Raw genomic sequence first — 25,908 nt, forward strand, 5'->3', positions numbered from 1 at the left:
CAATAAAACCCGGAATAGCGCACGCTCGCGCCCCCAAGACGGGTTAGTACCCGGTCAGCAGACGCCGCACCCGGCTCAGGGATTGCGGGCCGGCGGTACTGCGGATCCGCGAGGGATCGGCGGGGCGCCGCCCCCACAACAGCAGCACCCGGGCCGCCGCATCGGTTTCCAGCGTGGCGGGTCCGTCCGGCGCGACGAGCGCGATAGTGACCGACCCCGCCTCGGCAGTCACGGCGATGTCATCGGCGCCGGGAACCCGCAGCCTCGCCTCGATGCGTTCGCCGGGATCGATCAGCTGAGCGCCCTTGGCCAGCAACGGTTTTCCCACGGCGACCACGCTGTGTGTCGTCATCCACGGTTGGGCCAGTTGGGTTTGCGCTGCGGCATCGTCGCCGGTGATGTCCCAGCTGTGGAGGACGAGCTCTTCGCGCATGTGCTCGGCGAACCAGGGAACTTTCATCGTCCGGCCGGTCCAGGCGACATCGGTATCGGCGGGTATGTCGTCGGCGGCGTGTGCGACCTCGTTCAGCGTTGCCATTCGTGCCTGCAGCGCCTCCCACAGCTCGGTGTCGTTCAGTGCGCGCAGCGGTCCCTCGCGTTCCTCGAAGCTGCGCGTCTCGACGGGTGTGCCCTTGAGATGCCCGGTGAGCACCCGGGCGAGTTCCTCGGCGTTGCCGGCTTGATGGACGACGATGTCGCGCACGGTCCACGCCTCACACCAGGTTCCGGCGTCGGGGCGGCGCCGCTGGACAGCGTCGAGAAAGGGTTGCCACTCGGGGAATCGGTCGGCGTCGATTTTTGAATGCACGGTGCGGATCTCCCCTCCGGACGGTTCATCACGGCGCGAGCGTGCGTGTTCCCGGTCCTCAGCCCGGCGCGTCGGCCGGGAACACGCACGCTCGCGCAGAAACAGGGAGGTACGTGGTGGTGCGCTGGCATGCGGGGCGGCCAATGCCCTCGGCGATCGCCACCAGCTCGGACACGGTTTTCGCCGACCCGTATTCCGAGCCGGCCATCCGCGAGATGGTCTCCTCCATCAGCGTGCCGCCCAGGTCGTTGGCGCCGCCGTTGAGCATGACCTGCGTGCGCTCCACACCAAGCTTCACCCAGCTGGTCTGGATATGAGAAATACGTTCGTGCAGCATGATTCGGGCCAGCGCATGCACAGCGCGGTTGTCCCGATGGCTGGGCCCGGGCCGCGCCGCGCCGGCCAGATACAGCGGCGAGCTTTGATGCACGAACGGAAGCGGCACGAATTCGGTGAAACCGCCGGTGCGATCTTGGATGCCGCGCAACACGTTCAGGTGGGCAACCCAGTGTCGCGGATTGTCGACGTGGCCGTACATCATCGTCGACGACGACCGCAGCCCCACCTGGTGGGCGGTCGTCACGATGTCGATCCACTCCGACGTCGGCAGCTTCCCTTTGGTGAGCACCCAGCGCACGTCGTCGTCGAGAATCTCGGCGGCAGTTCCCGGAATGGTGTCCAGGCCGGCCTCCCGCAGACTGATCAGCCACTCCCGGATCGAAAGCCCGCTCTTGGTCACCCCGTTGGCGATCTCCATCGGCGAAAACGCATGCACGTGCATCGACGGCACCCGGGCCTTGACCGCCCGCACCAGGTCGGCGTAGCCGGTGACCGGCAGTTCAGGGTCGATACCGCCCTGCATGCACACTTCGGTCGCGCCCGCGACATGGGCCTCCCACGCCCGGTCGGCGACCTCCGCCGTCGACAGCGAATAGGCATCGGCGTCGCCCTTGCGTTGGGCGAACGCGCAGAACCGGCACCCGGTGTAGCAGATGTTGGTGAAGTTGATGTTGCGGTTCACCACAAACGTCACGTTGTCGCCGACGGCATCACGGCGCAGCGAATCCGCCAGTGCGGCAACAGCGTCCAACGCAGGACCATCGGCGTTCGCCAACGCCAGATACTCGTCGTCGGAGCAGCCGGCGGGGTCGCGTTCGGCAGCGCGCAGCGCGGCCAGTACGTCGGTGTCGATGCGCTCAGGTGCGCGCGCAGCCAGCTCTTCGACATGCGCACGGATTGCATCCCAATCCCCGAACGCGCTGTCGAGGTCACTGCGGGCCTCGGTGCTGCGGCCCTCGCTGTCGATCGCCGCGTTCAAATCCACCCGGCCCGACGATCCCACGTCGTCGGGCTCTTGCCACGGCATACCGGCCGGCTTGAGGTCGCGGGCCAGGCCGGTCTCTGAATCGGCAAGCGCCGCAACGTGATCACGGACACGCGGATCGATCCACGCCGCACCGGCCTGCACATATTTGGGCTGCGCGGTCAGCCGCTCCACCAGGTCATAACCGGCTTCGGCGGTGACGGCTGCGAGCTCGTCCAGAGCGGGCCAGGGCCGCTCCGGGTTGACGTGGTCGGGAGTCAGCGGGGAGACACCGCCCCAGTCGTCGACGCCCGCGGCGAGCAGGGCCAGGCATTCGGCCCGCGACACCAAGTTCGGCGGCGCCTGGATTCGCATTCCCGGTCCGAGTACCAGTCGCGCGACCGCCACGGTGGCCAAAAAGTCGTCGATGCCCGCGTCTGGCGCCAACGCCATTGCGGTGTGTTCCTTGGCCCGGAAGTTCTGCACGATCACTTCTTGGATATGGCCGAACTCCTTGTGCGACTTGCGGATCGCGTGCAGGGTGTCGGCGCGCTCATGCAGCGTCTCGCCAATGCCCACCAGCAGACCTGTGGTGAACGGAATCGACAGCCGGCCGGCGTCGGTCAGCGTGCGCAACCGAACCGCCGGGTCTTTGTCCGGGCTGCCGTAATGGGCCAGCCCGCGGGTTTCGAACAGCCGGCGCGACGTCGTCTCCAGCATCATGCCCATCGACGGCGCCACCGGCTTCAGCCGGGACAGCTCCGACCAGCTCATGACGCCGGGGTTCAAGTGCGGCAGCAGCCCGGTTTCCTCCAATACCCGGATCGCCATCGCCCGCACGTAGGACAGCGTGCTGTCATACCCGCGTTCGTCAAGCCACTGGCGTGCCTCCGGCCAGCGCTGCTCAGGCCGGTCGCCAAGGGTGAATAGTGCTTCTTTGCAACCCAGTTCGCCCCCGCGACGGGCGATGTCGAGTATCTCGTCCGGTTCCAGATACATCCCGGCGCCGTGAGCGCGCAGCTTGCCCGGCACGGTCACGAATGTGCAGTAATGACAGGTGTCGCGGCACAGATGTGTGACCGGGATGAACACCTTGCGCGAGTAGCTGACTGGCAGCCGGCCGTGCGCACCGCGTCGCCCAGCCGATTGCAGGCCCGCGTCGCGTACCCGCGCCGCGCTGCGGCACAGTTCAGTCAGATCTTCACCCCGCGCGGTCATCGCGATGGCCGCCTCGTCGATGTTCAGTGCCACCCCGTCGCGGGCTCGCCGCAATACCCGCCGCAGCGCAGACGTGCTGGGTTTCGGCGGCACTGCGGGGTTGGGCAGCACGGTCGGCTCATCGCCGGAGATCAGCGGCACGGTGGTGTAACTTCCGTCCGGCCGGATTTCATCCGCGCCCAGCAATCCGAAATCCCATACGCGCAACAGTAGCGGCAGCCGGTGGCGCTAAGGCTGGTCCCCTGAGCGACGGGTTCGCTGTCGCCAGAGCACCCAGCCCGGCGGCAGCACACCCAGCACAATCAGCAGCAGCGGGCGCACGAACCTCCCGGTGCAGGTATCCAGGATGCAATCGTCACCGGGGCCGCCCAACGACATCGCCGCGACCGTCAACAACCACATCCACAGCGGCAGCGCCGCGACCTGCGCCGACTGTGTCCATCGCCGCGCCGCCCAGACCAGAGCCGCGTTGACCAGCCCACTGATCAACGCACTGATGGGAAAGGGAATGGAACCGATATAGGCGGGTAGCAGCAGCGCGCCAACAATTGCGGAGAGGATGCCGTCGACGGCCAGCAGCGTCAGGACGACGATCCGAATAGCGGGATCCGTCGCGCCGGTATTCTCAGCCGAACCGGCGCTCGGCTTGGTAGCGATCAGGTGGGAACGCTGTCCAGCTGAGCAACCAGGGAACCGATCACCCACTGGAAGCTGTCGAGCCGGTCCTGCCAGTGCTGCTGGTTGTAGTCCAGGTCGGGATCCATATCAGTTCCTTCCGCGGCGTCCTCGCCGGAAAGCCTACCGCGTGGCCGCGTCGTTCACTGAAAGTCCGGCCAGCAGGTCGGTTTCCCAGCCGCGCTGATCGCGGTCTCCCGCGGCGCCGTCGGCGAGAACATAGTGCTCCTGCCCCAAAATGGGCAGGGCCAGGTTGTTCGACAGCGCGCACGCCCGTCCGGTGGGTCCGACGATGACCTGGGTGGCGTGCGCGGCCAGCGCCGCTCGCTTGGCGGGCAGTGCGGCATGGGCGTCGACGACGGCGTCAATCTGGTCATCGGAGTAGACGAGCGCGTCGAACTCACCGCTATCCGTCGGCACTGCCCATTCGGGTCGCAAATCGTCGGGTTCGAGTCCGCTGAGTCCCGCCGCGATGGCGCTTTTGGCCATGACCGTCCAGTACACCTTCGGAACCGTCCACGGGGTGCCGGCATAGTCCGCGGTTGCTGCCGCCCGCACTGCCGCCGTGGTGACGACATGGACGTTCACGTGGTCAGGGTGCCCGTAGCCGCCGTTGGGGTCGTAGGTCACCACGACGTGTGGGCGTAACTGGCGAATCAGTGCGACCAGCGCGCCGACCGACTCGCGTTCGTCGGCGTCGATGAATCGTTGCCAATGCCGCGGCGCCGTCCCGGCCATGCCCGAGTCACGCCAGCGTCCCGCGCCGCCGAGAAAGATCGGCGCACCGACGCCCAGGGCATGCAGCGCCGCGGTGAGTTCGCCGATGCGGTAGCCACCGAGTTGGTCGGCGTGGTCGACGGCGAGGTGCGCCCAGCGCTCACCAATGACCTCGCCCTCCTCGCCGAGCGTGCACGTGACGACATGGACCTGAGCCCCTCGAGCGGCGTAGTGCGCGATGGTGGCACCGGTGGTGAGGCTTTCGTCGTCGGGGTGCGCATGCACGAACAGCAGCCGCGGCGTCTCCTGCATGAACGCACGATACCCACGGTGCGCTGCATCGTGAATATTTAGTAGACGCTACCGTTGCGCCAGCCGAGGCGGGTCCCCGCTGGGATAGCGGAAATGGTTGGGCCGCATGGACAGCCGCACCAACTGATGCCGCTGAGAAACGCTGGTGACTACTATCAGATGATGATTCAGCAGAGCACCGCAGTCCGCAGCCGACGGCGTGGGCGAGAACTCGAGCACGCGTTGTACGACGCGGCGTTGGCCGAGCTGGCGGCCGTGGGCTACGGCGGGCTGACGATGGAAGGGATCGCCGCGCGGGCCCGGACCGGTAAGGCCGCTCTGTATCGACGCTGGTCCAGCAAGCATGACCTGGTGCAGGCCGCCATGCAGTACGCGTTGCCGCCGCTGGCGGAGCCGCGCCCGGACCGGTCGGCACGCGAGAATCTGCTGGCGGTCTTCACCGCGCACTGCGATGTGCTGGCGGGCAAGACGGCGTTTCCCAGCTTGGCCATCATCGGCCAGCTCATTCACGAACCTGAACTGCGCGCCATCTTCGCCGACGCGGTGGTGGCTCCCCGGCTGCGGATCATCGAATCGATTCTGCGGACCGGCGAACGTAACGGCGACGTTGATTCAGACGCGCTCACGCCGCTGACTGCACGAGTCGGACCGGCGTTGATCAATCAGCATCTGCTGCTCACCGGAGCTCCGCCGAACAAGCGCCAACTCATGCGCATTGTCGACACGGTGATCCCGGTGCGCAGCGAATAGCTCTGCGGCGCAGCGCAAACGCCGGCCCTACCGAGCTGTTTTGACCCACTCCCCCGCGTCGCCGACGATCCCGACCGGCACCGAGCCGGAAAGGCTCACGTTTTGTACGCTGGGTCCGGCTGCGACGATCGTGGTGTCCTGAAGGATCGGCAGCACGGCGGACATGTTCCACAGCCGCGGCTCGACCGCATTGATCACGTCGTTGATGCTCTTGGTGCCGTTGAGCGCGGCGTCGATATTGGACTGGATGCTGCGGTCGCAGACTCCGGTGATGTTCGACGGCGCCTGCACCAGCGCGCCCGGCTCCGGCGCCCGGCTCGATCCCGGCGTCGGTGTCTCCGGAGCCGCCTTGGATGTCGGGGACTCGTCAGCGTTGGACGTCGGCGCCGCCGCGGTCGACACTGCCGTCGCCTCCAGAGCGGGGCAGCCGTACCGCGAGGCCAGCAGCGTCGCCAAATTCCCGCCGGCCTGGCGCCACCCGACGATGGCGTCCACCCGGTTGTCGACCAACGCCTCGCGGTAGAGCGCCACCGGATCCAGCCCCAGGACCGTCGCGGCGATACCGACGTTGCGCAACTGGTCGGCAGCGGTGTTGGCAACGGCCACCGACGTCGGGTCGTTGGCGGCCACCCCGATAACCAATGACAGCTGCTTGCCGTCCTTACTGACCCGGCCGCGGGTGACTTCGGGCGGCCCGGCGCCCAGCGGTGTGGTCGGCGAATCCGCGTCCGGTGGCGGCACGGACGCGGATGTGTCGCTTTCGATCTGGTACCCGGAGCTCTGCAGCAGCCCCAACGCCGCAGCATTGCTCATCGCTGGCGGCGCCGTCGGCACGTAGCCGGGGTCGCTGGGCGAGCGGATCTGCGCCTGATCCAGAGTGACGGTGTTGTCGCTGCCGGCTCCCACCGCGGCCAGCAGATCGACGTCGAGCAGCCCCAGAATCGCCTTGCGCACTTGGGAATCGGCCAGCTTGGGTACGTTGGCGCGCAACGTGAGCTGCATGACGCGCGGTGTCACGATCCGGGCGGTCCGCACATCCGGGATCGCTGAGAGTTGCGCAAAAGCCGCCGAGCCGCCGTGTACCTGAGCCACCTGGGTGTCGCCGTTGCGGATCGAGTCGGCCAATGCCGCGGGCGCACCGGCCCGCCGGAACAGGATCAGGTCCGGTTTGGCCGGTGGCCCCCAATAGCGGTCGTTGCGGGCGAGCAGGATCTCGTCGCGCTGCGGGTCGATGGTTTCCACCCGGAACTGTCCGCCGGTAACCGGTAGCGCGCGCACCAGGCCGGCCGGAAAGCCGCCCGGCACATCTTTGACGATGTGGGCCGGCAGGATGTTGCTGAACAACTCCCGCCACCCCGGATAGGGCTGCGCGAACGTGACGACGGCCTGCTTGCCGCCGTAGATCGACTGCACGCCGGTGATCAGATCGTAGCCGGCCGGATCCACCACACCGGGCTGGCCGACCATCTGCCGCCACAGGTACCAGAAGTCGTCGGCGGCAATCGGCGCGTTATCGGTCCACTGTGCCTCCGGCCGGATCTTGTAGGTGACGGTGAACGGGTCTTCGCTGGTCACCTCGGCTGACACCAGCAGCGTCGGATCCATCTCCCAGCGCGACCCGGTGGGAGTGTTGGGGTCGGGCACCGGACGAAACGCGCTGGGCAGCACCAGTGCGCTGATCGCGGCGTTGACCGCCGACAGATCCGACAGCAGATGCGGGTTGAACCCCGCGCCGATCGAGTCGATACCCATGATGATCTGCGTGACGCGCGGTGGCGGGGGCAGTGCGCTCTTCGACGTCTCGGTGCTCTGCGGCGCCGGCGGCGGGCTGACGGTGCAGCTGGCCACCACCACGACCAGCGCGGCGATCGCCAGGCGGGCGCGGCGGGCTGGTCTCGGCACGCCCAACAGGGTATCGGGGGTTGCTAGCGGCGCCACTATTGCGCCGAGCGTGTAACCACGGCGAGACTTTTCGCCGCTAGGCCCGGGCCTTGGCCCGCGCGCGGCTGCGGGCCCGGGTGGTGGCGTCGAGTTCCACCTTGCGCACCCGCAACACCTCCGGCGTCACCTCGACGCACTCGTCGGTCGCACAGAACTCCATGGCCTGCTCGAGATCGAGTTCGATCGGCTTGGCCAGCGTCTCGATCACGTCGGCAGTCGACGAACGCATATTGGTGAGCTTCTTCTCCCGGGTGACGTTGATGTCGAGGTCCTCGGCGCGCGGGTTGATGCCGACAACCATGCCCTCGTAGGTGTCTTGTCCGGGTTCGACGAAGAACTGCCCGCGATCGGCCAGCTGAATCAACGCGAACGGGGTGATCGCGCCGGACCGGTCGGATACCAGCGAGCCGGTGTGCCGGGACCGGATCTCACCGGCCCACGGCTTGTAGCCCTCGAACACCGCGTTGCCGATGCCGGTGCCACGGGTCTCGGTCAGGAAGTCGGTACGCCACCCGATCAGCCCTCGGCTGGGGACCACGAAATCCATTCGCACCCAACCGGTGGCGTGGTTGGCCATCTCGACCATCCGCCCCTTGCGGGCCGCCATCAACTGGGTGATCGCACCGACATACTCCTCGGGGCAATCGATGGTGAGCGCCTCGAACGGCTCGTGCAGTTTGCCGTCGACGGTTTTGGTCACCACCTGCGGCTTGCCGACGGTCAGCTCGAAACCCTCCCGGCGCATCTGCTCGACCAGCACCGCCAGCGCCAACTCGCCGCGGCCCTGGACTTCCCAGGCATCGGGCCGGCCGATGTCGAGCACCCGGATCGACACATTGCCGACCAACTCGGTGTCCAGCCGCGATTTGACCATCCGCGCGGTCAGTTTGTGTCCGGCCACCTTGCCCGCCAACGGCGAGGTGTTGGTGCCGACGGTCACCGAGATCGCCGGCTCGTCGACGGTAATCCGCGGCAGCGCAACAGGATTCGCGGGGTCGGCAAGGGTGTCGCCGATCATGATCTCCGGGATGCCGGCAACCGCGACGATATCGCCCGCGATGGCCTCCTCGGTCGGTGACCGCTCGACGCCCTCGGTGGCCAGCAGCTCGGTGATCTTCGCGGACGCGACGACGGGCTCACCGTCGACCTCGCGCAGCCACGCCACCTGCTGACCCTTGCGCAACCGGCCGTTGTAGATCCGGATCAGCGCGAGCCGGCCCAGGAACGCCGAGGCGTCCAGGTTGGTGACCAGCGCCTGCAGCGGCGCATCCGGGTTGCCGGTCGGCGGTGGAATGTGTTGCAGCAGAACGTCGAACAACGGGTCGAGGTTGTCGCCGTCGGGCACCTGGCCGTCATCGGGTTGGGCCGTGCTGGCCACCCCGGCGCGCCCGGACGCGTACAGCGTGGGCAGCCCCAGTGCTTCTTCGGCGGCCTTGGCGGCTTCGTCGTCCAGATCGGCTGCGACGTCGAGCAGCAGGTCGTGGCTGGCGTCGACGACCTCGGCGATGCGCGCGTCGGGCCGGTCGGTTTTGTTGACGACGAGGATCACCGGCAGATGCGCGGCCAGCGCCTTGCGCAGCACGAAGCGGGTCTGCGGCAGCGGCCCCTCCGACGCGTCGACCAGCAACAGCACCCCGTCGACCATCGACAGCCCCCGTTCGACCTCGCCGCCGAAGTCGGCATGGCCCGGCGTGTCGATGACGTTGATCACGGTGACGCTGCCGTCGCTGTGATGGCGGTGCACGGCGGTGTTCTTGGCCAGAATCGTGATGCCCTTTTCCCGCTCCAGATCGCCGGTGTCCAGGACTCGCTCGGTGGCCTCACCGCGCTCGTGCAGCGCTCCGGACTGCCGCAGCATCGCGTCGACCAGCGTGGTTTTGCCGTGGTCGACGTGGGCGACGATGGCGACGTTACGGAACTGCACCGGGTGATTCTGGCAGTGTGGAGGCCAGTTCGCGAAACTCGCCCACTGTGACTCAGCAGGACCGCCGCCCACTGTGAAGCTCAGCAAGCTCGCCGATGCCAAGCCGAAGAAGAAGTGTTGCCGCAGCTCGCCGCGGTGTCAACGGTGTCCGGTGGTGATTCAGGCGGTGCGCAAGGCGCATCAGGACGGAACTCGGGGCAAGAAGCTGCAGAAGGTCTACCGGCGCGCCCGTCGGCGCGAGTGAGAACCGCCACACTTCGGCGTTATCGCCCCAGCGATGCGATGCTGAGCCGTTCCAGCTCTTCGAGATGTATCGCGGTCAGCGCTTCCAGCCGACCGGAGCCTTCGGCAGTGAGCTGTAGTCGGATCACCCGGTGATCGTCACTGTCGCGGACGCGCCGGACCAACCCCGCGGCCTCGGCTCGCTGGGTCAGTTCGCCGGCGCTGTGGTGGCGCAGCAGCAGGTAATCCGCGACCTGGCCGATCGTGGGTCCACGCCGGTCGGCGTGTCCGCGGGTCGCCAGCAGTAACTGGTGCTGCATGGGTGTCAGACCGGCGGCCCGGGCCTGCTCGGCGCTCCACCGCTCGAAGCGGCGCAAATCGGTCCGCAGCCGCAACAACCGCGCGTAGACGTCATCGGGCAGACCCATGTCTGCCACGATATGACGATCGCCGGCCTACCAGCCGCGGCGACGGGGCGCCGACCCCACCAGTTGGTTCTTGTCGCCGGTTTCGCGGCTGCGGACCGCGTCGCGGCTGCGGTAGACCACGTAGGGCCGGAACAAATATCCGATGGGCGCGCTGAATGCGTGCACCAACCGGGTGAATGGCCACAAGCAGAACAGCACCATCCCGATGGCTGCGTGCAATTGGTAGTCCAGCGGCGCGCCGACCATATTTTGTCCGCCCGGCCGGAAAATGAAGATGCCGCGGAACCACACGCCGACGGTATTGCGGTAGTGGTACACGTGGGCGTGGCCTTCGATCCCGGTGCCCTGCAAGGTGCAGTACAAGCCGACGACGAGCGCCAGCATCAGCACCACATACATCACTGTGTCGCTGCGGGCGGTGGCCATCCGCACCGGCCCGCGGGTCGCGCGGCGGTAGATGAGCAACCCGATCCCGGCCAGTGTCGAAAGACCGGCGATGAGCCCGAACACGACCGCCTGGACGTGGTAGGTCTCCTCGCCGACTCCCAACCATTTGGTGGCCGTCGGTGGGACGACCAAACCGATGACGTGCCCGGCGAAAACCGTCAGGATGCCGAAATGAAAGATCGGGCTGGCGATCTGCAGCAGCCGCGACTCGTAGAGCTGCGACGAGCGGGACGTCCAGCCGAACTTGTCGTAGCGGTAACGCCACCAGGTGCCGACGATCAGGATCGCCAATGTGACGTACGGCGAGATGTCCCAGAAAATTGCGGCGCGGTCCAACTCAGCCGCCTCCTTCACGTCGCGGTGGCACGGTCAATGTGAATGGTTGCAGTCCAACCGATTCCGCGGGCGGCCCCGCTTCGGCCAGTCGGTGAGCCCGCTGCACTTCCTGGTCGGTCACCGGCGGCAGCGTTTCACACACCGCGGCCACGGCGTGCGCGTAGGGCGACTGCGCGCGGGTCAACGCACCCAGCAGCACGTCGATCGGTATCCGGTGCTCGATCAGCAGCCGGCGGCCCACTTCAGGGTCGACGGTGGCGGCGAACTCGAGCACGACCGGCAAGTGGTCGGGGGCCTCGCTGCGCGGCGGCTCCACCCCCGACTCCCGGTAGGCGCTGGCGAATGCCAGCATTTCGCGGCCGCGGTTGCGGGTGTCTCCGGCGGTCCAGTACGTCAGGTACATCGTCGAGCGGCGGCGCATATCGAAGGTTTCGACGTACTCGGTGGCTGCGGCCAGTGGATCGGTGGCTCGCGACGCCGCGACGGTGCGCCCCAGGAGCTGCGCCGCGGTCCCGTCGACATGGGCCAGCAGTGCCTCAGCGGTGTCGAGGCGCTCGTCGCGCTGTTCATCGGGATAGGCCAGCAGCAGCGAGGCCGCCTGCCAGACCAATCGATCGGCCAGAGCCGGACCCCGTGATCTGGTCAGCAGTTTCATTGCTTCTGCTCTTCCGGGAACATCCCGGACGGCACGTCTCCGCCATCCCAGTCCAACAGATTCATTCGCGGGGCGCGGTTGCCGTTGCCGTCGGACGTCTGCTTTTGCATCGCGTGAAAGGATTCCACCGCCACCGGCACCGGGCCCTCGGTGGGGTTGGCGAACGGACCCGACTCGTACATGCCCGGGCCGCCGTCGCTCGACAGTGAGCACTCCATGTCGGCGGCCGCCGCCGGGATCTCACCGGTGTAGGCAGTCGGGATCACATAACGCTCTTCGTATTTCGCGATGGCCAGCAGCCGGTACATCTCGTAGATCTGTTCCTCGCTCAAGCCGACCGCCGCCGGGATGTGCGGCTGGGTCTCACGCCCGAGATTGATGTCGCGCATGTAGGAGCGCATCGCGGCCAGCCGCTGCAGCACCTCGTCGACGACTTGGGTGTCACCGGCGGTGAACAGCTCGGCCAGGTACTGAATCGGGATGCGCAACGCTTCGATAGCGCCGAACAGGTTGCCGACGTCTTCGCCGTCGTGCCCGTCGCGGCTGACGGCGTCGACCACCGGAGACAGCGGCGGGATGTACCAAACCATCGGCATGGTGCGGTATTCCGGATGCAGCGGCAGCGCCACCTTGTACGTGTTGATCAGCGCGTAGATCGGCGACCGCTGGGCGGCCTCGATCCACTCGTCGGATATGCCTTCGCTGCGCGCAGCGGTGATCACCTCGGGATCGTTGGGGTCCAGCAGGATTCGCCGCTGCGCCTCATAGAGGTCGGTATCCCGCTCCACCGACGCCGCCTCCAGCACCCGGTCAGCGTCGTAGAGCACCAGCCCCAGATAGCGCAGCCGCCCCACGCAGGTCTCTGAGCAGATCGTCGGCAACCCGACTTCGATGCGCGGATAGCAGAACGTGCACTTTTCGGCCTTGCCGGTCTGGTGGTTGAAATACACCTTCTTGTAAGGGCATCCCGACACGCACATCCGCCAGCCACGGCAGCGGTCCTGGTCGACCAGCACAATGCCATCCTCGCTGCGCTTGTACATCGCGCCCGATGGGCAGGATGCCACGCACGACGGGTTGAGGCAGTGCTCGCAGATCCGCGGCAGGTAGAACATGAATGTTTCTTCGAGCTTGAGCTTGATCTCGTCGCTGACCTTCTTTAGCACCGGGTCATCGCGCAGCGTTTCCGTTGAGCCGGCGAGGTTGTCGTCCCAGTTGACTCCCCACTCGATCTTCATCGGCTTGCCGCTGATCTGGCTGCGCGGTTGCGCAACCGGGAACGTGTCGCCCAGCGGTGCCGATGTCAGGTTCTCGTAGTCGTAGGTCCACGGCTCGTAGTAGTCGCCGATGCCGGGCAGTTTCGGGTTGGCAAAAATCCGCAACAGTTTGTGAAGGCGGCCGCCATCGCGCAACCGCAGCCGGCCCTTCTTGTCGCGTATCCAGCCGCCGCGCCAGCGGTCCTGATCCTCATAAGTGCGGGGGTAGCCCACGCCCGGGCGGGTTTCGACGTTGTTGAACCAGACGTATTCGGTGCCGGAGCGGTTCGTCCAGGCCTGCTTGCAGGTCACCGAACAGGTGTGGCAGCCAATGCATTTGTCGAGGTTCATCACCATCGCCATCTGCGCCATTACCTTCACTGGTACTTCACCTCCTGGCTGCGGCGGCGCACCACGGTCACCTCGTCGCGCTGGTTGCCGGTCGGGCCCAGGTAGTTGAACGCGAACGCATGCTGGCCGTACCCGCCGGCCAGATGACTCGCCTTGATCCGCACCCGGGTCAGCGCGTTGTGGTTACCACCACGCTTGCCGGTGGTCTCGGTGCGCGGAACGTCGACGGTGCGTTCCTGCACGTGATAGACGAACACCACGCCGTCAGGCATTCGGTGCGACACGATCGCGCGGCACACGAAGACACCGTTGGCATTGACCGCCTCGACCCAATCATTGTCACGCACACTGATTTTGGCTGCGTCGGCTGGACTCATCCACATGGTGGGGCCACCGCGCGACAGCGACAGCATGTACAGGTTGTCCTGGTAGGTGGAGTGGAATGACCACTTGGAGTGCGGGGTCAGATACCGCACCGTCAGGCCGATTCCATCACCTGTCGGGCCGAGCTCGGGGGCGTCGAACAGCCGCGCCATGTCCAGCGGCGGGCGGTAGACCGGCAAATGCTCCCCCAACTCCTCAATCCAGTCGTGCGCGAGATAGAAGTGCATCCGCCCGGTCAGCGTGTGGAACGGCTTGAGGTGTTCGATGTTGATCGTGAAGGGTGCGTAGCGGCGGCCACCGGTCTCGCTTCCGGACCACTCCGGGCTGGTGATCACCGGGACGGGACGGGCCTGGGTGTCGGCGTAGGTGATACGGCGCTCTTCGCTGCCCTCGGCCAAGTGGGCCAACTGCTGGCCGGTGCGCTTCTCCAGTTCCCGGAAGCCCTCGACGGCGAGCCGGCCGTTGGACGTTCCGGACAGCGCGAGTATCACGTCGACCATCCGATCGGCCTTGGTGATAGCCGGACGGCCTGCTCCCGCACCGGAATTCATCACCCCGAACTTGGCGGCCAGTTGCCTGACCTCCTCGAAGGGATGCACGGTGTAGCCCTTCACCGTCAAGCCGAACTTGTCGACCAGCGGGCCCAGCGTCATCCACTTGTCGTAGATCGCGGTGTAGTCGCGCTCCACCACGGTGAGCTTGCCCATGGTCTTGCCCGGCACTGGCGTCTCACCGGTTTGCAGCCAATCACGTTCGGTGCCATCGGGATAGGCCATCGCGTCCGGGGTGTCATGCTGCAGTGCGGTGAGCACCACGTCACTGCGGGTACCCAGATGCCGCTTGGCCAGCGTGCTGAAGGTGCGAGCGATAGCACCGAAAGCGTCGTAGTCACTGCGGGTTTCCCACGGTGGGTCGACCGCGGCGCTGAATGCGTGCACGTAGGGGTGCATGTCGGTGCTGGATATGTCGGCCTTCTCGTACCACGTGGCCGCCGGCAGCACCACGTCGGAGACCAGCGTTGTCGACGTCATCCGGAAGTCGATCGACATCATCAGGTCGAGCTTGCCCTCGGGGATGTCGTCGCTGGGCGGATCGGCCTGGACGTTGGAGTCGGTACCCAGCAGGTGGCGCAGGAAGTACTCGCCGCCTTTGCCCGACGAACCGATCAGGTTAGCCCGCCACACGGTAAGCACCCGTGGCCAGTTCACCGGATTGTCCGGGTCGGTGACCGAGAGCTTCAGCTTTCGCGCGGCCAGTTGCTCGGCCACGTATTCGCCGGGATCTTGGTCGGCTGCGCGCGCTTCGTCGGCGACGTCGAGGCTGGAGCGGTCGAACTGCGGGTAGAACGGGCTCCAGCCCATCGCCGTCGCCGAGCTCAGCACGTCCATCGTGTGCTTGTCGGCGAACCTGCCCCGGCCCACCGGGCTGGACAGTTTGTCGGCGCCGTAATGGTCGTAGCGCCATTGGTCGGTGTGGGCATACCAGTACGAGGCGCCGGGCACCTGTCGCGGTGGGCGCGACCAGTCGGTGGCCATCGCCATCGTCTGCCAGCCGGTGAGCGGACGCACCTTCTCCTGGCCGACGTAGTGTGCCCATCCGCCGCCGTTGCGGCCCATCGACCCGGTCAGCATCAGCAGCGCCAGCACCGCGCGGTAGATGGCGTCACTGTGGAACCAGTGACAGATGCCGCCGCCCATGATGATCATCGACCGCCCGCCGGATTCCTCTGCGCTGCAGGCGAATTCACGGGCGACCCGAACAGCCTGCGCGGCCGACACTCCGGTGATCGGCTCCTGCCAGGCCGGTGTGTTCTGGATTGTGGCGTCGTCGTAGCCGGTCGGCCATTCGCCGGGCAGCCCGGGCCGTGCCACCGCGTAGTGGGCCAGCATCAGGTCGAAGACCGTGCACACCAGGTGGTTTCCCACCCGTCGCACCGGCACGCCGCGCGCCACCATCTCACCGTGGCCGTCGTTGGTGTCGAAACTGGGCAGTGACACCAGCGCGCTGGTGCGATCACCGTTCAGTGCGTGCGGACGATCCACGCTCAGGGCCGGCACCACGTCACCGAGGTCGAGATTCCACTTGCCGACGCCCTCTTCGCCATAGCGGAAACCCAGCGACCCGTGCGGCACGACGACGGTGTCGGTGACCTCGTCGAGCAAAACCGGTTTGAATGTTGAGTTTTCGCCGTGCTGGCCGATGTCCGCGGCCGTCAGGTTCTTGCCCGGCACCAGCGTGTCACCGCGCTCTTCCAGCTTGATCAGGAACGGCAAGTCGGTGTAGCGGCGCGAATAGTCGATGAAGAACGGAACCTGTTTTTGCACATAGCATTCCGACAGGATCACGTGGCCCATCGCCATCGCCAGCGCCGCGTCGGTACCAGCAGCGCAGGGCATCCACTCGTCGGCGAACTTGGTGTTGTCGGCGTAGTCCGGGCTGACGGTTACCACCTTCTGCCCTCGGTAGCGGGCCTCGGCCATCCAGTGCGCATCCGGGGTGCGGGTGATCGGGACGTTGGAGCCCCACATCATCAGGTAGGCGGCATCCCACCAGTCCCCGGATTCCGGCACGTCGGTCTGGTCGCCGAACACCTGCGGCGACGCCACCGGAAGGTCGGCGTACCAGTCGTAAAACGATGTCATCACGCCACCGAGCAGCTCGACGAACCGCGACCCCGCGGCGAACGACACCATCGACATCGCCGGGATCGGGGAGAACCCGGCGACCCGGTCGGGACCGTATTCCTTGATGGTGTGGACGTGGGCCGCGGCGATCATCTCGGTGGCTTCAGCCCAGCTGACCCGCACCAACCCGCCCTTGCCGCGGGCCTGCTGGTAGCGGCGACGGCGCTCGGGATCGGCCTGGATGTCGGCCCAGGCAAGTACCGGGTCGCCGAGCCGGGCCTTGGCCTCCCGGAACATCTCGACCAGCACAGCGCGCGCGTACGGGTAGCGCACCCGGGTCGGGGAATAGCTGTACCAGGAGAACGAGGCGCCGCGGGGGCAGCCTCGGGGCTCATACTCCGGCCGATCAGGCCCCACCGACGGGTAGTCCGTCTGCTGCGTTTCCCAGGTGATGATGCCGTCTTTGACGTAGATCTTCCACGAGCACGACCCGGTGCAGTTGACCCCGTGCGTCGAACGCACCACCTTGTCGTGGCTCCACCGATCGCGGTAAAACACGTCGGCTTCCCGGCCGCCTCGCCGGGTGACCGTGCGCAGGTCCGCGGAGAAGTCGCCCGGAGTGAAGAAGCGACCGCTGCGCTCCAACAACTCCTCGATCCGACCTCCGACTCGCGGCGTCACAGTCAACGAAGCCCTCCTCATCAGTGCCGTATGCCTGCAGCCTCAGCGCCGCGCATTTGGGATTGGCCAGCGCCCCGACGGCGATCTCGCCGACCCGTTTGACCAGCCCCGACGAGGCCATCACCATCGGCGGCCCACGCGCTGGTCAGCAACCGCTCACAAGCATAAGTGCTCGCGAGCACGCCGAGCACGCCGACAACCGGCGGGCTGTTGATAGGCGATGCTGCGCGGCCAGCCTGGTGCGCACCGTTGTCGACCGAAACCGCCGTATCCACGGGTTACACGAAACCATTCAGGCTGGCAGCAGCATGGCAGGCGAACGTTAATATTCCGTTTACCTTTGTAAAAACCCGATTACGACGCGTTCCTTCGACAGTTCTGTGGCTTTCCTGGCAAACCGCTGTGCGCGTTTCGGGCAGCTCTTTGCCGAGCTGAGCCAGACCCCTTCAGTGCGCGTCGAGCACCCGAATCAGCGCGGGTAACCATTGCCGGTCGGCGGGGACCCAGTCGATGTCGTGCAGTTCGGCTGCGGTCACCCAACGCAGCGCGCGATGGTCGTGCGGATGGGGTTCGCCGCGCAGCAGAGCTACCCGATAGGCCCGCAGCGTCGTCGTGGCGTTCAGGGCGATGTCGGCGCCCAGGCGTTCGCCGACCGCGACGGCGTCGGCCTCAACACCCAATTCTTCGGCCAATTCCCGGGCCAGCGCGTCGGGCTCGGTTTCCCCGTCTGTCACCTTGCCGCCGGGCAATTCCCACCGCCCGGCCAGTTCCGGCGGCCGGCAGCGCTGGGCCACCAGCAGCGCCGCATCCGAGATGACGGCCCCGGCGACCACGATCTGGTTCGGCATCGCGAGTGACGGTATACCGTCGGAAGTATGGCTGTGTTAACCGATGAACAAGTCGACGCCGCGCTGCCCGAACTCAACGGCTGGCAGCGTTCCGACGGTGCCCTGCGGCGGTCGGTCAAGTTTCCGGCGTTTCTCGCCGGTATCGACGCCGTACGCCGGGTCGCCGAGCACGCCGAGTCCAAGGATCACCATCCGGATATCGATATCCGTTGGCGTACAGTGACTTTCGCGTTGGTGACGCATTCCGAGGGCGGGATTACCGAGAACGACATCGCGATGGCCCGCGACATCAACGGAATTCTGGGGAGCTGACAGTTCGCCCGGTCGCGGCGATCCAGGCCAGCGTTGCCAGCGTGGCGACGATGTAGACCAGCCCGGCCCAGGCCAGATACCAGGGCCGGTCGCTTTGCCAGATCGTCGGCTGGGCGAAGCTCAGCAGCCAGGGCACGCCGATGAGGGTCAGCACCAGCCAGCCCCACCCGAGGATTCCTGCGCCGCGTTGGCGGGACAGTGGCCCGTGGATCAGCCAAATCATCAACGGCACCAGCCACACCCAGTGATGGGTCCAGGAAATCGGTGAAAGCAGCAACCCGAACAACTCGACGACCAGCAGCCGACCGAGCCGGTCGTCGTTCAGCGATCGCCAGGCCAGGATGGCCAGCACCGCGGTGACCGCAAGCCCGGCCAACACCAGCGGGCCGTAGCCGGCGTCGTGGCCGACGAGGCGTGAGATGGCCCCGCGCCACGATTGGTTGAATGACGTCGCGACCGGACCGACCCGCCTGGTGTCGCGCAGCAGCACGGTGAAGTAGTAGCGGGTTTGGTCGCCGACGACCAGCCACGACACCGCGACGGTGGCCAAAAACACGACCGCGGAGAACACCGCGGCGCCCCACCGCCGGACTCCGAGGAAGTACAGACCGGTGATCGCCGGGGTCAGCTTCACCCCCGCCGCCACACCCACCAGCAGGCCCGACAGCCACCACCGGGTGGTGTAAACCGCGAACAGGCCGGCCAGCACCAACAGCACATTGACCTGTCCGTAGTCGAAGGTGCTGCGCAACGGTTCGATCCAGATGGCGACGGCGGTCCAGCACATCGCGACACGATGCCCTGCACCGGCTGCCACGCCGAGCAGTCGTTGGCTGATCCGTACCACTCCGTAGAGCGCGGCCATAGTGCCGACCTGCCAGCAGAAGGCCACCAGTCCGAACGGCAGCAGGTGCAGCGGATAGAAGACGACCGCCGCGAATGGTGGGTAGGTGAACGGCAGCGGGAAATCCGGTGTCTGGTCGGCGTAGACGTAGCTGTACAGCGTGCCGGGGTGGTCGATGGCGGCTGCGCCGCCGATGTAGACGTGCAGGTCGACGAAGTTGGCACCGTTGGGCACCAAGTAGGTCCAGGCCAGCCGCGCGGCGACGCTCAAGAACAACAGCGCCGGCGCGGCAGCATTCAACGAGATCGCGCGCCGGCGGATGATCGGTGCCGCCGGGGCGGCCGGGGTCGTGTCTATTCGCCCGACTCTAGCGATGGCGCTATCGATCAGGCAGCGCCGTCTGGCCGGATAACCGCAACCACTCGGGTGCGTAACGATCGAATAAATGCCACACGTGTCACTTGAGTCACTTTGGCATCACGCGAACGATCGGGTCGACCAGTCGTCGAAACCAGGGAGAACCATGACCATTTGGACGTTGTTACGCGCGACCGCCGTCCTCGCCGGCGGGTCAGCGGCGTTGCTGGCCGGCGGTGTCGCCCACGCCGACCCGGCGCTGCCAGTGCCGGCTCCCAACATTGGGGAACAGCTCGTCAACACGGCAAGCCACGCACCACAGATGCTGCAAAGCCTCGCGACGGCTCTCGGGGCCACCCCGCCCGCGCCGTCCACCCCGCCGCCGCTGGCCGGCGCCACGATCAGGGCCCCGCAGCAGCCCGGCGGCGCACCCAATGCGGCGTCGACCGTCCCTGGCGCGAGTTCGCTTCTGCCCGGCGCAACCACGGGCGCCCCGGCGACCGCTCCGACCACGCCAGGGGTATCCACCGGTATCCCGGGGCTTACGCCGGCGGCACCCGCGGCCCCGGCCAACCCTGCGCAGCTGATGCCGACGGCGCAGCTGGATATGCCGCAGGTGCCGTTCCTTCCGGTGCCGCTGCCGCAGCAAGTGTCGCTACCCGGTGACCTGGCGTCGTTGGCTCCGGGTGGCCTGCCGGTTCCGCACGGCGTGCAACCGGGCACGCCCGCGGTCGCCGCTCCGGCGCCCACCGCGCCGAGCAACCCGCTGCTGATACCGCTCTCCGCACTGCCCTGACACGCATGGTTAGCCGGCCAACCCGGGTTGGCCGGCTAACTCACAACCGAGGATCGGGAGAACACCGTGGTACGCACTTCGAATCTGACCATTGGTTTGGCCGCTGCGGCCATCGCCTCAACCACTGCATTCGGGCTCTGCCCGAACGCCGCTGCGGACCCGGCGCCGGCGCCACCGGCGCCGTCTCAGCAGTTGCCCGGCCTGCCGGCACTCGACCAGTTGAGCCCGATCATCCAGCAGGCTGCCGGTGACCCGCAGCAGGCGTCGCAGCTGCTGATGGCTGCCGCGTCGGCATTTTCGCGCAATCCCTCGGTGCCGGCCGAATCGAAAAACGTTGCATCGTCGGTGAATCAGTTCGTGCAGGACCCAACGGCCCACATCCCGGCGGTCGGTGTGGAACCGGGTTTCCAAGCACATCTGCCCACCGGTATCGACCCTGCGCATGCGGCCGGCCCGGGCCCCGTTGCCGCGCCGGCACCGGCGCCGGCTATCGCGCCCGTCGCCGCACCGGTGCCCGCTCCGGCACCGCCCGCCGGCGCATCAGCGCCAGCGGCAGGGGCGCCGGCGGCTGCCGACACGGCGGCACCGGCCGCCGCCCCGGCGTACAACCCCGACGCTCCGCCCACGCAGGACTTCATGTATCCCTCGATCGGCACCAACTGCCTGGCCGACGGCGGCAATGCCATCGCGACCGCGCTGTCGGTCGCGGGGCCGGCCAAGATCCCGACACCGGGCCCCCGGCCCGGCCAGACCGCCTACGTGTTCACCGCGGTTGGCACACCTGGACCCGGCGAGGTGCAGAAGCTGCCGTTGAATGTCACCTGGGTCAACCTGACCACCGGCAAGTCGGGCAGTGCCACGCTCAAGCCGCAAGCAGACATCAACGCTGATGGACCGACGACGTTGACCGCGATCGCCGATACCGGGTCGGGCAGCATCATGTCGACGATCTTCGGACAGGTCACCACCAAGGACAAGCAGTGCCAGTTCATGCCCACCATCGGTTCGACGGTGGTGCCGTAACCCGGCTCAGATCTCGCGCGAGCGGGCGCAGTTGTACGGTTGACGCGGCGTGTCGCTGTACAGACACGCACGTTCGCGCCAGAGTTCAGCCGTCAGTAGGCCATAAACAGGATCGCATCGCGGTCATACTCGAGGCCGGGATGAACGCTGGCAAGGTGCGCCTGAGTCAGTTCGACCAGTTCGTCTTCGTCCTTGCCAACGATGGCCTCTCCGCACGGACACGTCAGATGTGTCTTCACGTTGCCGCCTTTCCCTTCATCCGCTTCTTGTAGGACCGCACCTGGTCGAGCGACCGGGCGTCGACGATGTCGGCAACCGACATGTGAGTACCGGCCTTGCCGTACTCTCCGGCCGCCGCCCGCCAGCCGGTCGGGGTGACGCCGTATTGCTTGCCGAGCAGCGCCAGAAAGATTCGTGCCTTCTGCTCGCCGAAACCGGGTAGGCCCTTGAGCCGCCGCAGCAACTCCGCCCCGTCCGGTTCGCCGGCCGTCCACAACGCGGTGGCGTCACCTTGGTAGCGATCCACGACGAGCTGCGCCAGGGCCTGGATCCGCTTAGCCATCGATCCTGGAAAGCGGTGTATCGCAGGTCTTTCCGAGCACAAGGCGGCGAACTTGTCCGGGTCGTAATCGGCGATCTCGGAGGCGTCGAAACCGCCGATCCGGTCGGCGATCTTCTTCGGGCCCGCGAACGCGGTTTCCATCGGCACTTGCTGGTCGAGCAGCATGCCGACGAGCAGAGCGAACGGGTTGGCCGCCAGCAGCGCGTCGGCGGCCGGGTCTTGGGCAAGCTGCAGGTTGGGCACTTGCACAGTGTAGAAGGAGGGTTCACCAGCACCGCCCCCAACAGGGTGTCGCGCTTGGCGACGAACATGCCGTGAAGGTGCTCGGCCACCCGACGAGGACTGTCGTAGGGCAGCGGCATACTCGGTTGTCGGGAGATGGTTTCGGGAGTGACGACGAAGGAGTGCCGCACGCATGCAGCTACCGAACATCCTCGTCAGTGCCGCGTTGACGGTGGCTACACCTGCTGTCGGCTTGGCGGGGGCCGCGCCGGCTTCCGCGGCACCGGGGTATGGCTCCGACTGCATTCTGCCGTCTGTCTCAGAGTGCCGACTGGTGCCGGATGGCGATGGACCGCACATGGTGCAGGTCTGGTGCCCTGACACGGGCAGCTATATCAGCGTGTTCGCGCCGTGCCCTGGCCGCTACAGCGGGCCCTACAGCTAGGTTCTCTTGATTCGACGTCACGAGCGGTTCAGTGGCCGTGTCGGTGGGTTGTGCGAACGTGTAGAAGACAACGGAGTATGTACCGCTAGGGGCTGGCCTCCAGCGGCGCATCGACCGCCGGGTCTGGGTGCGCTGCGCGTTGGGCATTCGCAGGGTTCAAAGCCGGCCCGGTAGCACCGCGCAAAAGCCTTGTGGTGCAGTAACTATCCGCTCTTGCGACGGAATTCGCGGCGGTTCTCCACCGGACCGTGTGTTCGCGACTGTTTGGCGCCGCTGTCCTTGTGCGCCGCTCCACCGGCTGACTGAGCCTTCTTGCGGTCCAGAGCTTCGCGGAACCTGCGCTTGGTTTCGTCCTCCGAGGTGGAATCCGGTTCGGAGTTGGATGCTGCCATAACGGCAGCCTAGCGCGGCGACGATGCGGGCGGGTACCGCCCGACAAGCAGGCGCAACGAACCTGCGCGGCTACCGCATTCCGGGCGGCATGCCGTACACGTGGACGATCGGGATGGTCAGCACCACGCGCCGATCGGTGACCATCGCCTGGCGGTACTCTTCCCAGTCCGGGTGTTCGCCGGCGATGTTGCGGTACAAGGCGATCAACTCAGCCACGGTGTCGTCGTCGGGGGCGCCCGCCGGGGGCGTCAATTCCGCGGTGCCCTCGGCCACCGCATACGACCAGCCGTCGTCGGAGCTGACCAGAAGCGAAGCCCGCGGGTCACGCCGCAGGTTACGCGTTTTTGCCCGTGGCTCGGTGATCGACACCTGAATGGCGTTGCGGCGGGCGTCGAAGTAGTACTGCACGTTGGACAGCTGTGGACGCCCGTCGCGCTTGATGGTGGCCAGCACGCCGAGGGAGTTGTCGGCGATCACCGCCAGCAACTTGTCGTCGAACACTTGGCGTCCCATGCGGGAAGCTTACTCGGTTACCATCACGAGATGATGGCCGTCCATCCTTGGGATCGCGGACTTTTCGAGGCGCCCGGATGACCACATATGCGGCTTTCCTGCGCGGCGTGAACGTCGGTGGCGTCAACCTGAAAATGGCCGAGGTGGCCACTGCGCTGACCGACGCCGGATTGCACAATGTGCGCACCATCCTGGCCAGCGGCAACGTGCTGTTGGAGTCACCCGCCGGCGCCGACAAGGTTCGTGCGACGGCCGAGCGCGCGCTACGAAAGAGATTCGGGTACGACGCCTGGGTGCTGCTCTACGATCTCGACACCGTGCGCGACATCGTCGAGACTTATCCGTTCGAGCCCGAAGTGGAGGGATACCACTCCTACGTCACCTTCGTCACCGACGCCGCGGTGCTCGACGAACTCAGCGCGCTGGAACCCGGGCCCGACGACAAAGTCGCTCGCGGCGACGGCGTCGTCTATTGGCAGGTGCCCAAGGGCGAAACTCTGGGCAGCACCATCGGCAAGACGATGGGCAAGAAGCGCTACAAACCGTCGACCACCACCCGCAACCTGCGCACCCTGGGCAGAGTATTGCGTTGAGCAGCGGCCGGTAGGGTTTCTCCGATGAGTCCCGACCGAGAAACGGCCACCCTCACCGGGGTTTCCGAGACGGCCCTGCTGACGTTGCGGGCCCGCGCCCGGGAGGCCAGCCGCCCTGACGCGGTCATCGACGACCCGTTGGCGATCAATCTCGTTGACTCGATCGATTTCGACTTCGCGAAGTTCGGCGCGACTCGCCAGGACATGGCGCTGCGGGCGCTGGCGTTCGACATCCAGACCCGTCATTACCTGGCGCGCCACCCGTCGGCGACAGTGGTGGCGTTGGCCGAGGGGTTGCAGACCAGTTTCTGGCGTCTCGACGCCTCTCTGCCTAACGGTCAATTCCATTGGCTGACAGTCGATCTCCCGCCGGTCGTCGATCTTCGCGAACGATTGCTGCCGGAATCACCGCGGGTGTCGGTGTGCGCGCAGTCCGCACTGGATTACAGCTGGACCGAACGCGTCGACCCCTCGCATGGAGTGTTCGTCACCGCCGAGGGCCTGTTGATGTATCTGCAACCGCAGGAGGCGCTCGGACTGATCGCCGAGTGCGCCAAGCGGTTTCCTGGCGGGCAGATGCTTTTCGATTTGCCTCCAGCCTCGCTGGCCCGGTATACCCGTGGCGGGCATCGGATCTCACGCCGCTACAAGTTCCCGCCGATGCCGTTCACCATGTCGGTGGCCGAAGCTGCGGATCTGGTGAACACAGTGCCGGGTGTCCGCGCCGTTCGCGACGTAGCGCTGCCACCGGGCCGCGGCCGGCTGCTCAACTTTCTGCTGGCGGCCACCCACCGGTTCCGCGCGCTGGACTCGCTGCGTCCGACGTTGACGCTGCTGGAATTCGGCTAATCACCGAAGGCGTCGTCGAGATAGCGCAACGCCTCCGCCTTGCCGAGTCCCAGCGCGCGAGCCACGTCGGCGTATGCCCCGGCCGCGTCCGCCATCGCGCGGTCCGACGGGTCGGCCCGGGCGACGAATGTGCCGAAGCGGCCCCGCGTTTCGACGACACCGGCCGCCTCTAACTCCCGGTATGCGCGGGCAACGGTATTGACCGCCATGCCGAGCTCACCCGCCAGTTCCCGGACAGTGGGCAGCCGGGCTCCGGGCGCGAGCGTGCCGGCGCGAATCGCGTCGATGATCTGCGTCCTGAGTTGGTCGAACAGCGGGCGACCCGCTTGGTCCTCGATACACAGCCACGCCCCCAGTTGCACATGCCCAGTATCGCGCAGTCCAGCTACATTAGTAGTGTGCGAGTAACGGTGCTCAGTGGCGCGGGTATCTCCGCCGAGAGCGGCGTGCCGACGTTTCGCGACGACAAGAACGGGTTGTGGGCAAAGTTCGACCCCTATGAGCTGTCCAGCACGCATGGGTGGCTGCAGAACCCCGAACGGGTCTGGGGTTGGTATTTGTGGCGGCACTACCTGGTGAGTCGCGTCGAGCCCAACGACGGCCATCGCGCAGTCGCGGCCTGGCAGGACCACGCCGAGGTCACCGTCGTCACCCAGAACGTCGACGATCTGCATGAGCGCGCCGGTAGCGCCCCGGTGCATCACCTCCATGGCAGCCTGTTCGAATTCCGTTGTGCCGCTTGCGAACATCCGTTTGTCGGTGAACTGCCAGAAATGACCGAACCAGCGCTGGAAGTCGAGCCGCCGATCTGCGCCTGCGGCGGACTGATCCGGCCCGACATCGTCTGGTTCGGGGAACCGCTCCCCGAGAAGACGTGGCAAAGCGCGGTCGAGGCCACCGCGGCGGCAGATGTGCTGGTTGTCGTCGGGACCTCGAGCGTGGTCTACCCGGCTGCCGGCCTGCCCGATTTGGCGTTGGCCCGCGGCGCGATCGTCATCGAGGTAAACCCGGAGCCCACACCGCTATCGGCCAGCGCCACGCTCACCGTCCGGGAAAGCGCCAGCAAGGCTCTCCCGTCACTGCTGCACCAACTGCCCGCCCTGCTCAACTAGCCGGCGG

27 protein-coding genes are annotated in these 25,908 nt (G+C 66.7%); 9 read left to right on the plus strand and 18 right to left on the minus strand.

From position 1 onward, the window contains the following. Positions 1-43 precede the first annotated feature (43 nt). From AC5Y5W_RS02640 to mshB, 4 genes are all read right to left on the minus strand, one after another. Positions 44-808: a maleylpyruvate isomerase N-terminal domain-containing protein gene (locus AC5Y5W_RS02640; protein WP_500010757.1), complete on the minus strand. Its 765-nt coding sequence runs from the start codon at positions 806-808 to the stop codon at positions 44-46. 58 nt (positions 809-866) lie between these two features. Then, positions 867-3,470, minus strand: coding sequence for a bifunctional FO biosynthesis protein CofGH (locus AC5Y5W_RS02645; protein WP_500010770.1), 2,604 nt, complete (start codon positions 3,468-3,470; stop codon positions 867-869). A gap of 87 nt (positions 3,471-3,557) precedes the next feature. Further along, positions 3,558-4,034, minus strand: a complete 477-nt coding sequence (locus tag AC5Y5W_RS02650) for a hypothetical protein (protein ID WP_500010756.1) — start codon at positions 4,032-4,034, stop codon at positions 3,558-3,560. 93 nt (positions 4,035-4,127) lie between these two features. Next, positions 4,128-5,033: an N-acetyl-1-D-myo-inositol-2-amino-2-deoxy-alpha-D-glucopyranoside deacetylase gene (gene mshB, locus AC5Y5W_RS02655; RefSeq protein WP_500010755.1), complete on the minus strand. Its 906-nt coding sequence runs from the start codon at positions 5,031-5,033 to the stop codon at positions 4,128-4,130. A gap of 159 nt (positions 5,034-5,192) precedes the next feature. Here mshB and AC5Y5W_RS02660 point away from each other — a divergent pair, with 159 nt between their 5' ends. Next, positions 5,193-5,783, plus strand: coding sequence for a TetR/AcrR family transcriptional regulator (locus tag AC5Y5W_RS02660; protein ID WP_500010754.1), 591 nt, complete (start codon positions 5,193-5,195; stop codon positions 5,781-5,783). Positions 5,784-5,810: 27 nt separating this feature from the next. On the opposite strand, the gene AC5Y5W_RS02665 is transcribed toward AC5Y5W_RS02660, so the two are convergent. Both AC5Y5W_RS02665 and typA read right to left on the minus strand, forming a co-directional pair. Beyond that, on the minus strand, positions 5,811-7,691 hold the full coding sequence (locus tag AC5Y5W_RS02665) for an ABC transporter family substrate-binding protein (protein WP_500010769.1): 1,881 nt from the start codon (positions 7,689-7,691) through the stop codon (positions 5,811-5,813). 70 nt (positions 7,692-7,761) lie between these two features. Continuing rightward, entirely contained in the window at positions 7,762-9,648 is a 1,887-nt protein-coding gene (gene typA / locus AC5Y5W_RS02670) for a translational GTPase TypA (RefSeq protein ID WP_500010753.1), read from the minus strand. A 73-nt stretch (positions 9,649-9,721) separates the two neighbouring features. Here typA and AC5Y5W_RS02675 point away from each other — a divergent pair, with 73 nt between their 5' ends. Next, on the plus strand, positions 9,722-9,892 hold the full coding sequence (locus AC5Y5W_RS02675) for a hypothetical protein (protein ID WP_499886519.1): 171 nt from the start codon (positions 9,722-9,724) through the stop codon (positions 9,890-9,892). Between the two features lie 19 nt (positions 9,893-9,911). On the opposite strand, the gene AC5Y5W_RS02680 is transcribed toward AC5Y5W_RS02675, so the two are convergent. The 6 genes from AC5Y5W_RS02680 to AC5Y5W_RS02705 form a co-directional block, all read right to left on the minus strand. Next, positions 9,912-10,298 (minus strand): MarR family winged helix-turn-helix transcriptional regulator, encoded by a 387-nt coding sequence (locus AC5Y5W_RS02680; protein WP_500010752.1) that lies wholly within the window; start codon positions 10,296-10,298, stop codon positions 9,912-9,914. A gap of 27 nt (positions 10,299-10,325) precedes the next feature. Then, positions 10,326-11,081 carry a respiratory nitrate reductase subunit gamma gene (gene narI, locus AC5Y5W_RS02685; protein WP_500010768.1) on the minus strand — a complete coding sequence of 252 codons (756 nt, stop codon included), beginning with the start codon at positions 11,079-11,081 and terminating at the stop codon, positions 10,326-10,328. Position 11,082: 1 nt separating this feature from the next. Then, positions 11,083-11,736: a nitrate reductase molybdenum cofactor assembly chaperone gene (gene narJ, locus AC5Y5W_RS02690; protein WP_500010751.1), complete on the minus strand. Its 654-nt coding sequence runs from the start codon at positions 11,734-11,736 to the stop codon at positions 11,083-11,085. Further along, complete coding sequence (gene narH, locus AC5Y5W_RS02695; RefSeq protein ID WP_500010750.1) at positions 11,733-13,373, minus strand: nitrate reductase subunit beta; 1,641 nt, start codon at positions 13,371-13,373, stop codon at positions 11,733-11,735. Before narH ends, narJ begins: the two co-directional genes overlap by 4 nt. Then, complete coding sequence (locus AC5Y5W_RS02700) at positions 13,370-17,038, minus strand: nitrate reductase subunit alpha (protein ID WP_500010749.1); 3,669 nt, start codon at positions 17,036-17,038, stop codon at positions 13,370-13,372. Before AC5Y5W_RS02700 ends, narH begins: the two co-directional genes overlap by 4 nt. Before the next feature lie 440 nt (positions 17,039-17,478). Then, complete coding sequence (locus AC5Y5W_RS02705; RefSeq protein WP_500010748.1) at positions 17,479-17,880, minus strand: (deoxy)nucleoside triphosphate pyrophosphohydrolase; 402 nt, start codon at positions 17,878-17,880, stop codon at positions 17,479-17,481. Between the two features lie 27 nt (positions 17,881-17,907). Here AC5Y5W_RS02705 and AC5Y5W_RS02710 point away from each other — a divergent pair, with 27 nt between their 5' ends. Then, positions 17,908-18,192, plus strand: coding sequence for a 4a-hydroxytetrahydrobiopterin dehydratase (locus AC5Y5W_RS02710; RefSeq protein ID WP_500010747.1), 285 nt, complete (start codon positions 17,908-17,910; stop codon positions 18,190-18,192). On the opposite strand, the gene AC5Y5W_RS02715 is transcribed toward AC5Y5W_RS02710, so the two are convergent. Continuing rightward, positions 18,170-19,426: a mannosyltransferase gene (locus tag AC5Y5W_RS02715; protein WP_500010767.1), complete on the minus strand. Its 1,257-nt coding sequence runs from the start codon at positions 19,424-19,426 to the stop codon at positions 18,170-18,172. The two genes, AC5Y5W_RS02710 and AC5Y5W_RS02715, sit on opposite strands and share 23 nt — an antisense overlap. 133 nt (positions 19,427-19,559) lie before the next feature. Between AC5Y5W_RS02715 and AC5Y5W_RS02720 the strand changes: the two genes are divergently transcribed. Further along, positions 19,560-20,189, plus strand: a complete 630-nt coding sequence (locus AC5Y5W_RS02720) for a hypothetical protein (RefSeq protein ID WP_500010746.1) — start codon at positions 19,560-19,562, stop codon at positions 20,187-20,189. Between the two features lie 66 nt (positions 20,190-20,255). Further along, positions 20,256-21,212, plus strand: coding sequence for an Rv1157c family protein (locus tag AC5Y5W_RS02725; RefSeq protein ID WP_500010745.1), 957 nt, complete (start codon positions 20,256-20,258; stop codon positions 21,210-21,212). A 92-nt stretch (positions 21,213-21,304) separates the two neighbouring features. On the opposite strand, the gene AC5Y5W_RS02730 is transcribed toward AC5Y5W_RS02725, so the two are convergent. Together AC5Y5W_RS02730 and AC5Y5W_RS02735 are read right to left on the minus strand one after the other, a co-directional pair. Continuing rightward, positions 21,305-21,451 (minus strand): hypothetical protein, encoded by a 147-nt coding sequence (locus tag AC5Y5W_RS02730; protein ID WP_007169078.1) that lies wholly within the window; start codon positions 21,449-21,451, stop codon positions 21,305-21,307. Then, a complete protein-coding gene (locus tag AC5Y5W_RS02735) occupies positions 21,448-22,017 on the minus strand; it encodes an HhH-GPD-type base excision DNA repair protein (RefSeq protein ID WP_500010744.1) in 570 nt (189 codons plus the stop codon). The genes AC5Y5W_RS02730 and AC5Y5W_RS02735 overlap by 4 nt, the downstream gene beginning before the upstream one ends. Before the next feature lie 172 nt (positions 22,018-22,189). Here AC5Y5W_RS02735 and AC5Y5W_RS02740 point away from each other — a divergent pair, with 172 nt between their 5' ends. Beyond that, positions 22,190-22,441, plus strand: a complete 252-nt coding sequence (locus AC5Y5W_RS02740; protein WP_500010743.1) for a hypothetical protein — start codon at positions 22,190-22,192, stop codon at positions 22,439-22,441. Positions 22,442-22,644: 203 nt separating this feature from the next. Here the strand turns inward: AC5Y5W_RS02740 and AC5Y5W_RS02745 are convergent, their stop codons facing one another. After that, entirely contained in the window at positions 22,645-22,833 is a 189-nt protein-coding gene (locus AC5Y5W_RS02745) for a DUF5302 domain-containing protein (protein ID WP_500010742.1), read from the minus strand. Between the two features lie 70 nt (positions 22,834-22,903). Continuing rightward, a complete protein-coding gene (locus AC5Y5W_RS02750; RefSeq protein WP_500010741.1) occupies positions 22,904-23,347 on the minus strand; it encodes a PPOX class F420-dependent oxidoreductase in 444 nt (147 codons plus the stop codon). 77 nt (positions 23,348-23,424) lie between these two features. On the opposite strand from AC5Y5W_RS02750, the gene AC5Y5W_RS02755 reads away from it, so the two are divergent. Together AC5Y5W_RS02755 and AC5Y5W_RS02760 are read left to right on the plus strand one after the other, a co-directional pair. Next, positions 23,425-23,940, plus strand: coding sequence for a DUF1697 domain-containing protein (locus AC5Y5W_RS02755; protein ID WP_500010740.1), 516 nt, complete (start codon positions 23,425-23,427; stop codon positions 23,938-23,940). A gap of 24 nt (positions 23,941-23,964) precedes the next feature. Further along, complete coding sequence (locus AC5Y5W_RS02760) at positions 23,965-24,789, plus strand: class I SAM-dependent methyltransferase (protein WP_500010739.1); 825 nt, start codon at positions 23,965-23,967, stop codon at positions 24,787-24,789. Here the strand turns inward: AC5Y5W_RS02760 and AC5Y5W_RS02765 are convergent. After that, the gene (locus tag AC5Y5W_RS02765; RefSeq protein ID WP_500010738.1) at positions 24,786-25,151 is read right to left on the minus strand and encodes an Rv1152 family transcriptional regulator; all 366 of its coding nucleotides are present in this window, start codon (positions 25,149-25,151) and stop codon (positions 24,786-24,788) included. The genes AC5Y5W_RS02760 and AC5Y5W_RS02765 overlap by 4 nt on opposite strands. A gap of 36 nt (positions 25,152-25,187) precedes the next feature. Between AC5Y5W_RS02765 and AC5Y5W_RS02770 the strand changes: the two genes are divergently transcribed. Next, complete coding sequence (locus AC5Y5W_RS02770) at positions 25,188-25,901, plus strand: NAD-dependent deacylase (protein ID WP_500010737.1); 714 nt, start codon at positions 25,188-25,190, stop codon at positions 25,899-25,901. Positions 25,902-25,908 lie beyond the last annotated feature (7 nt).

This window comes from Mycobacterium sp. NGS51 (assembly GCF_059812525.1).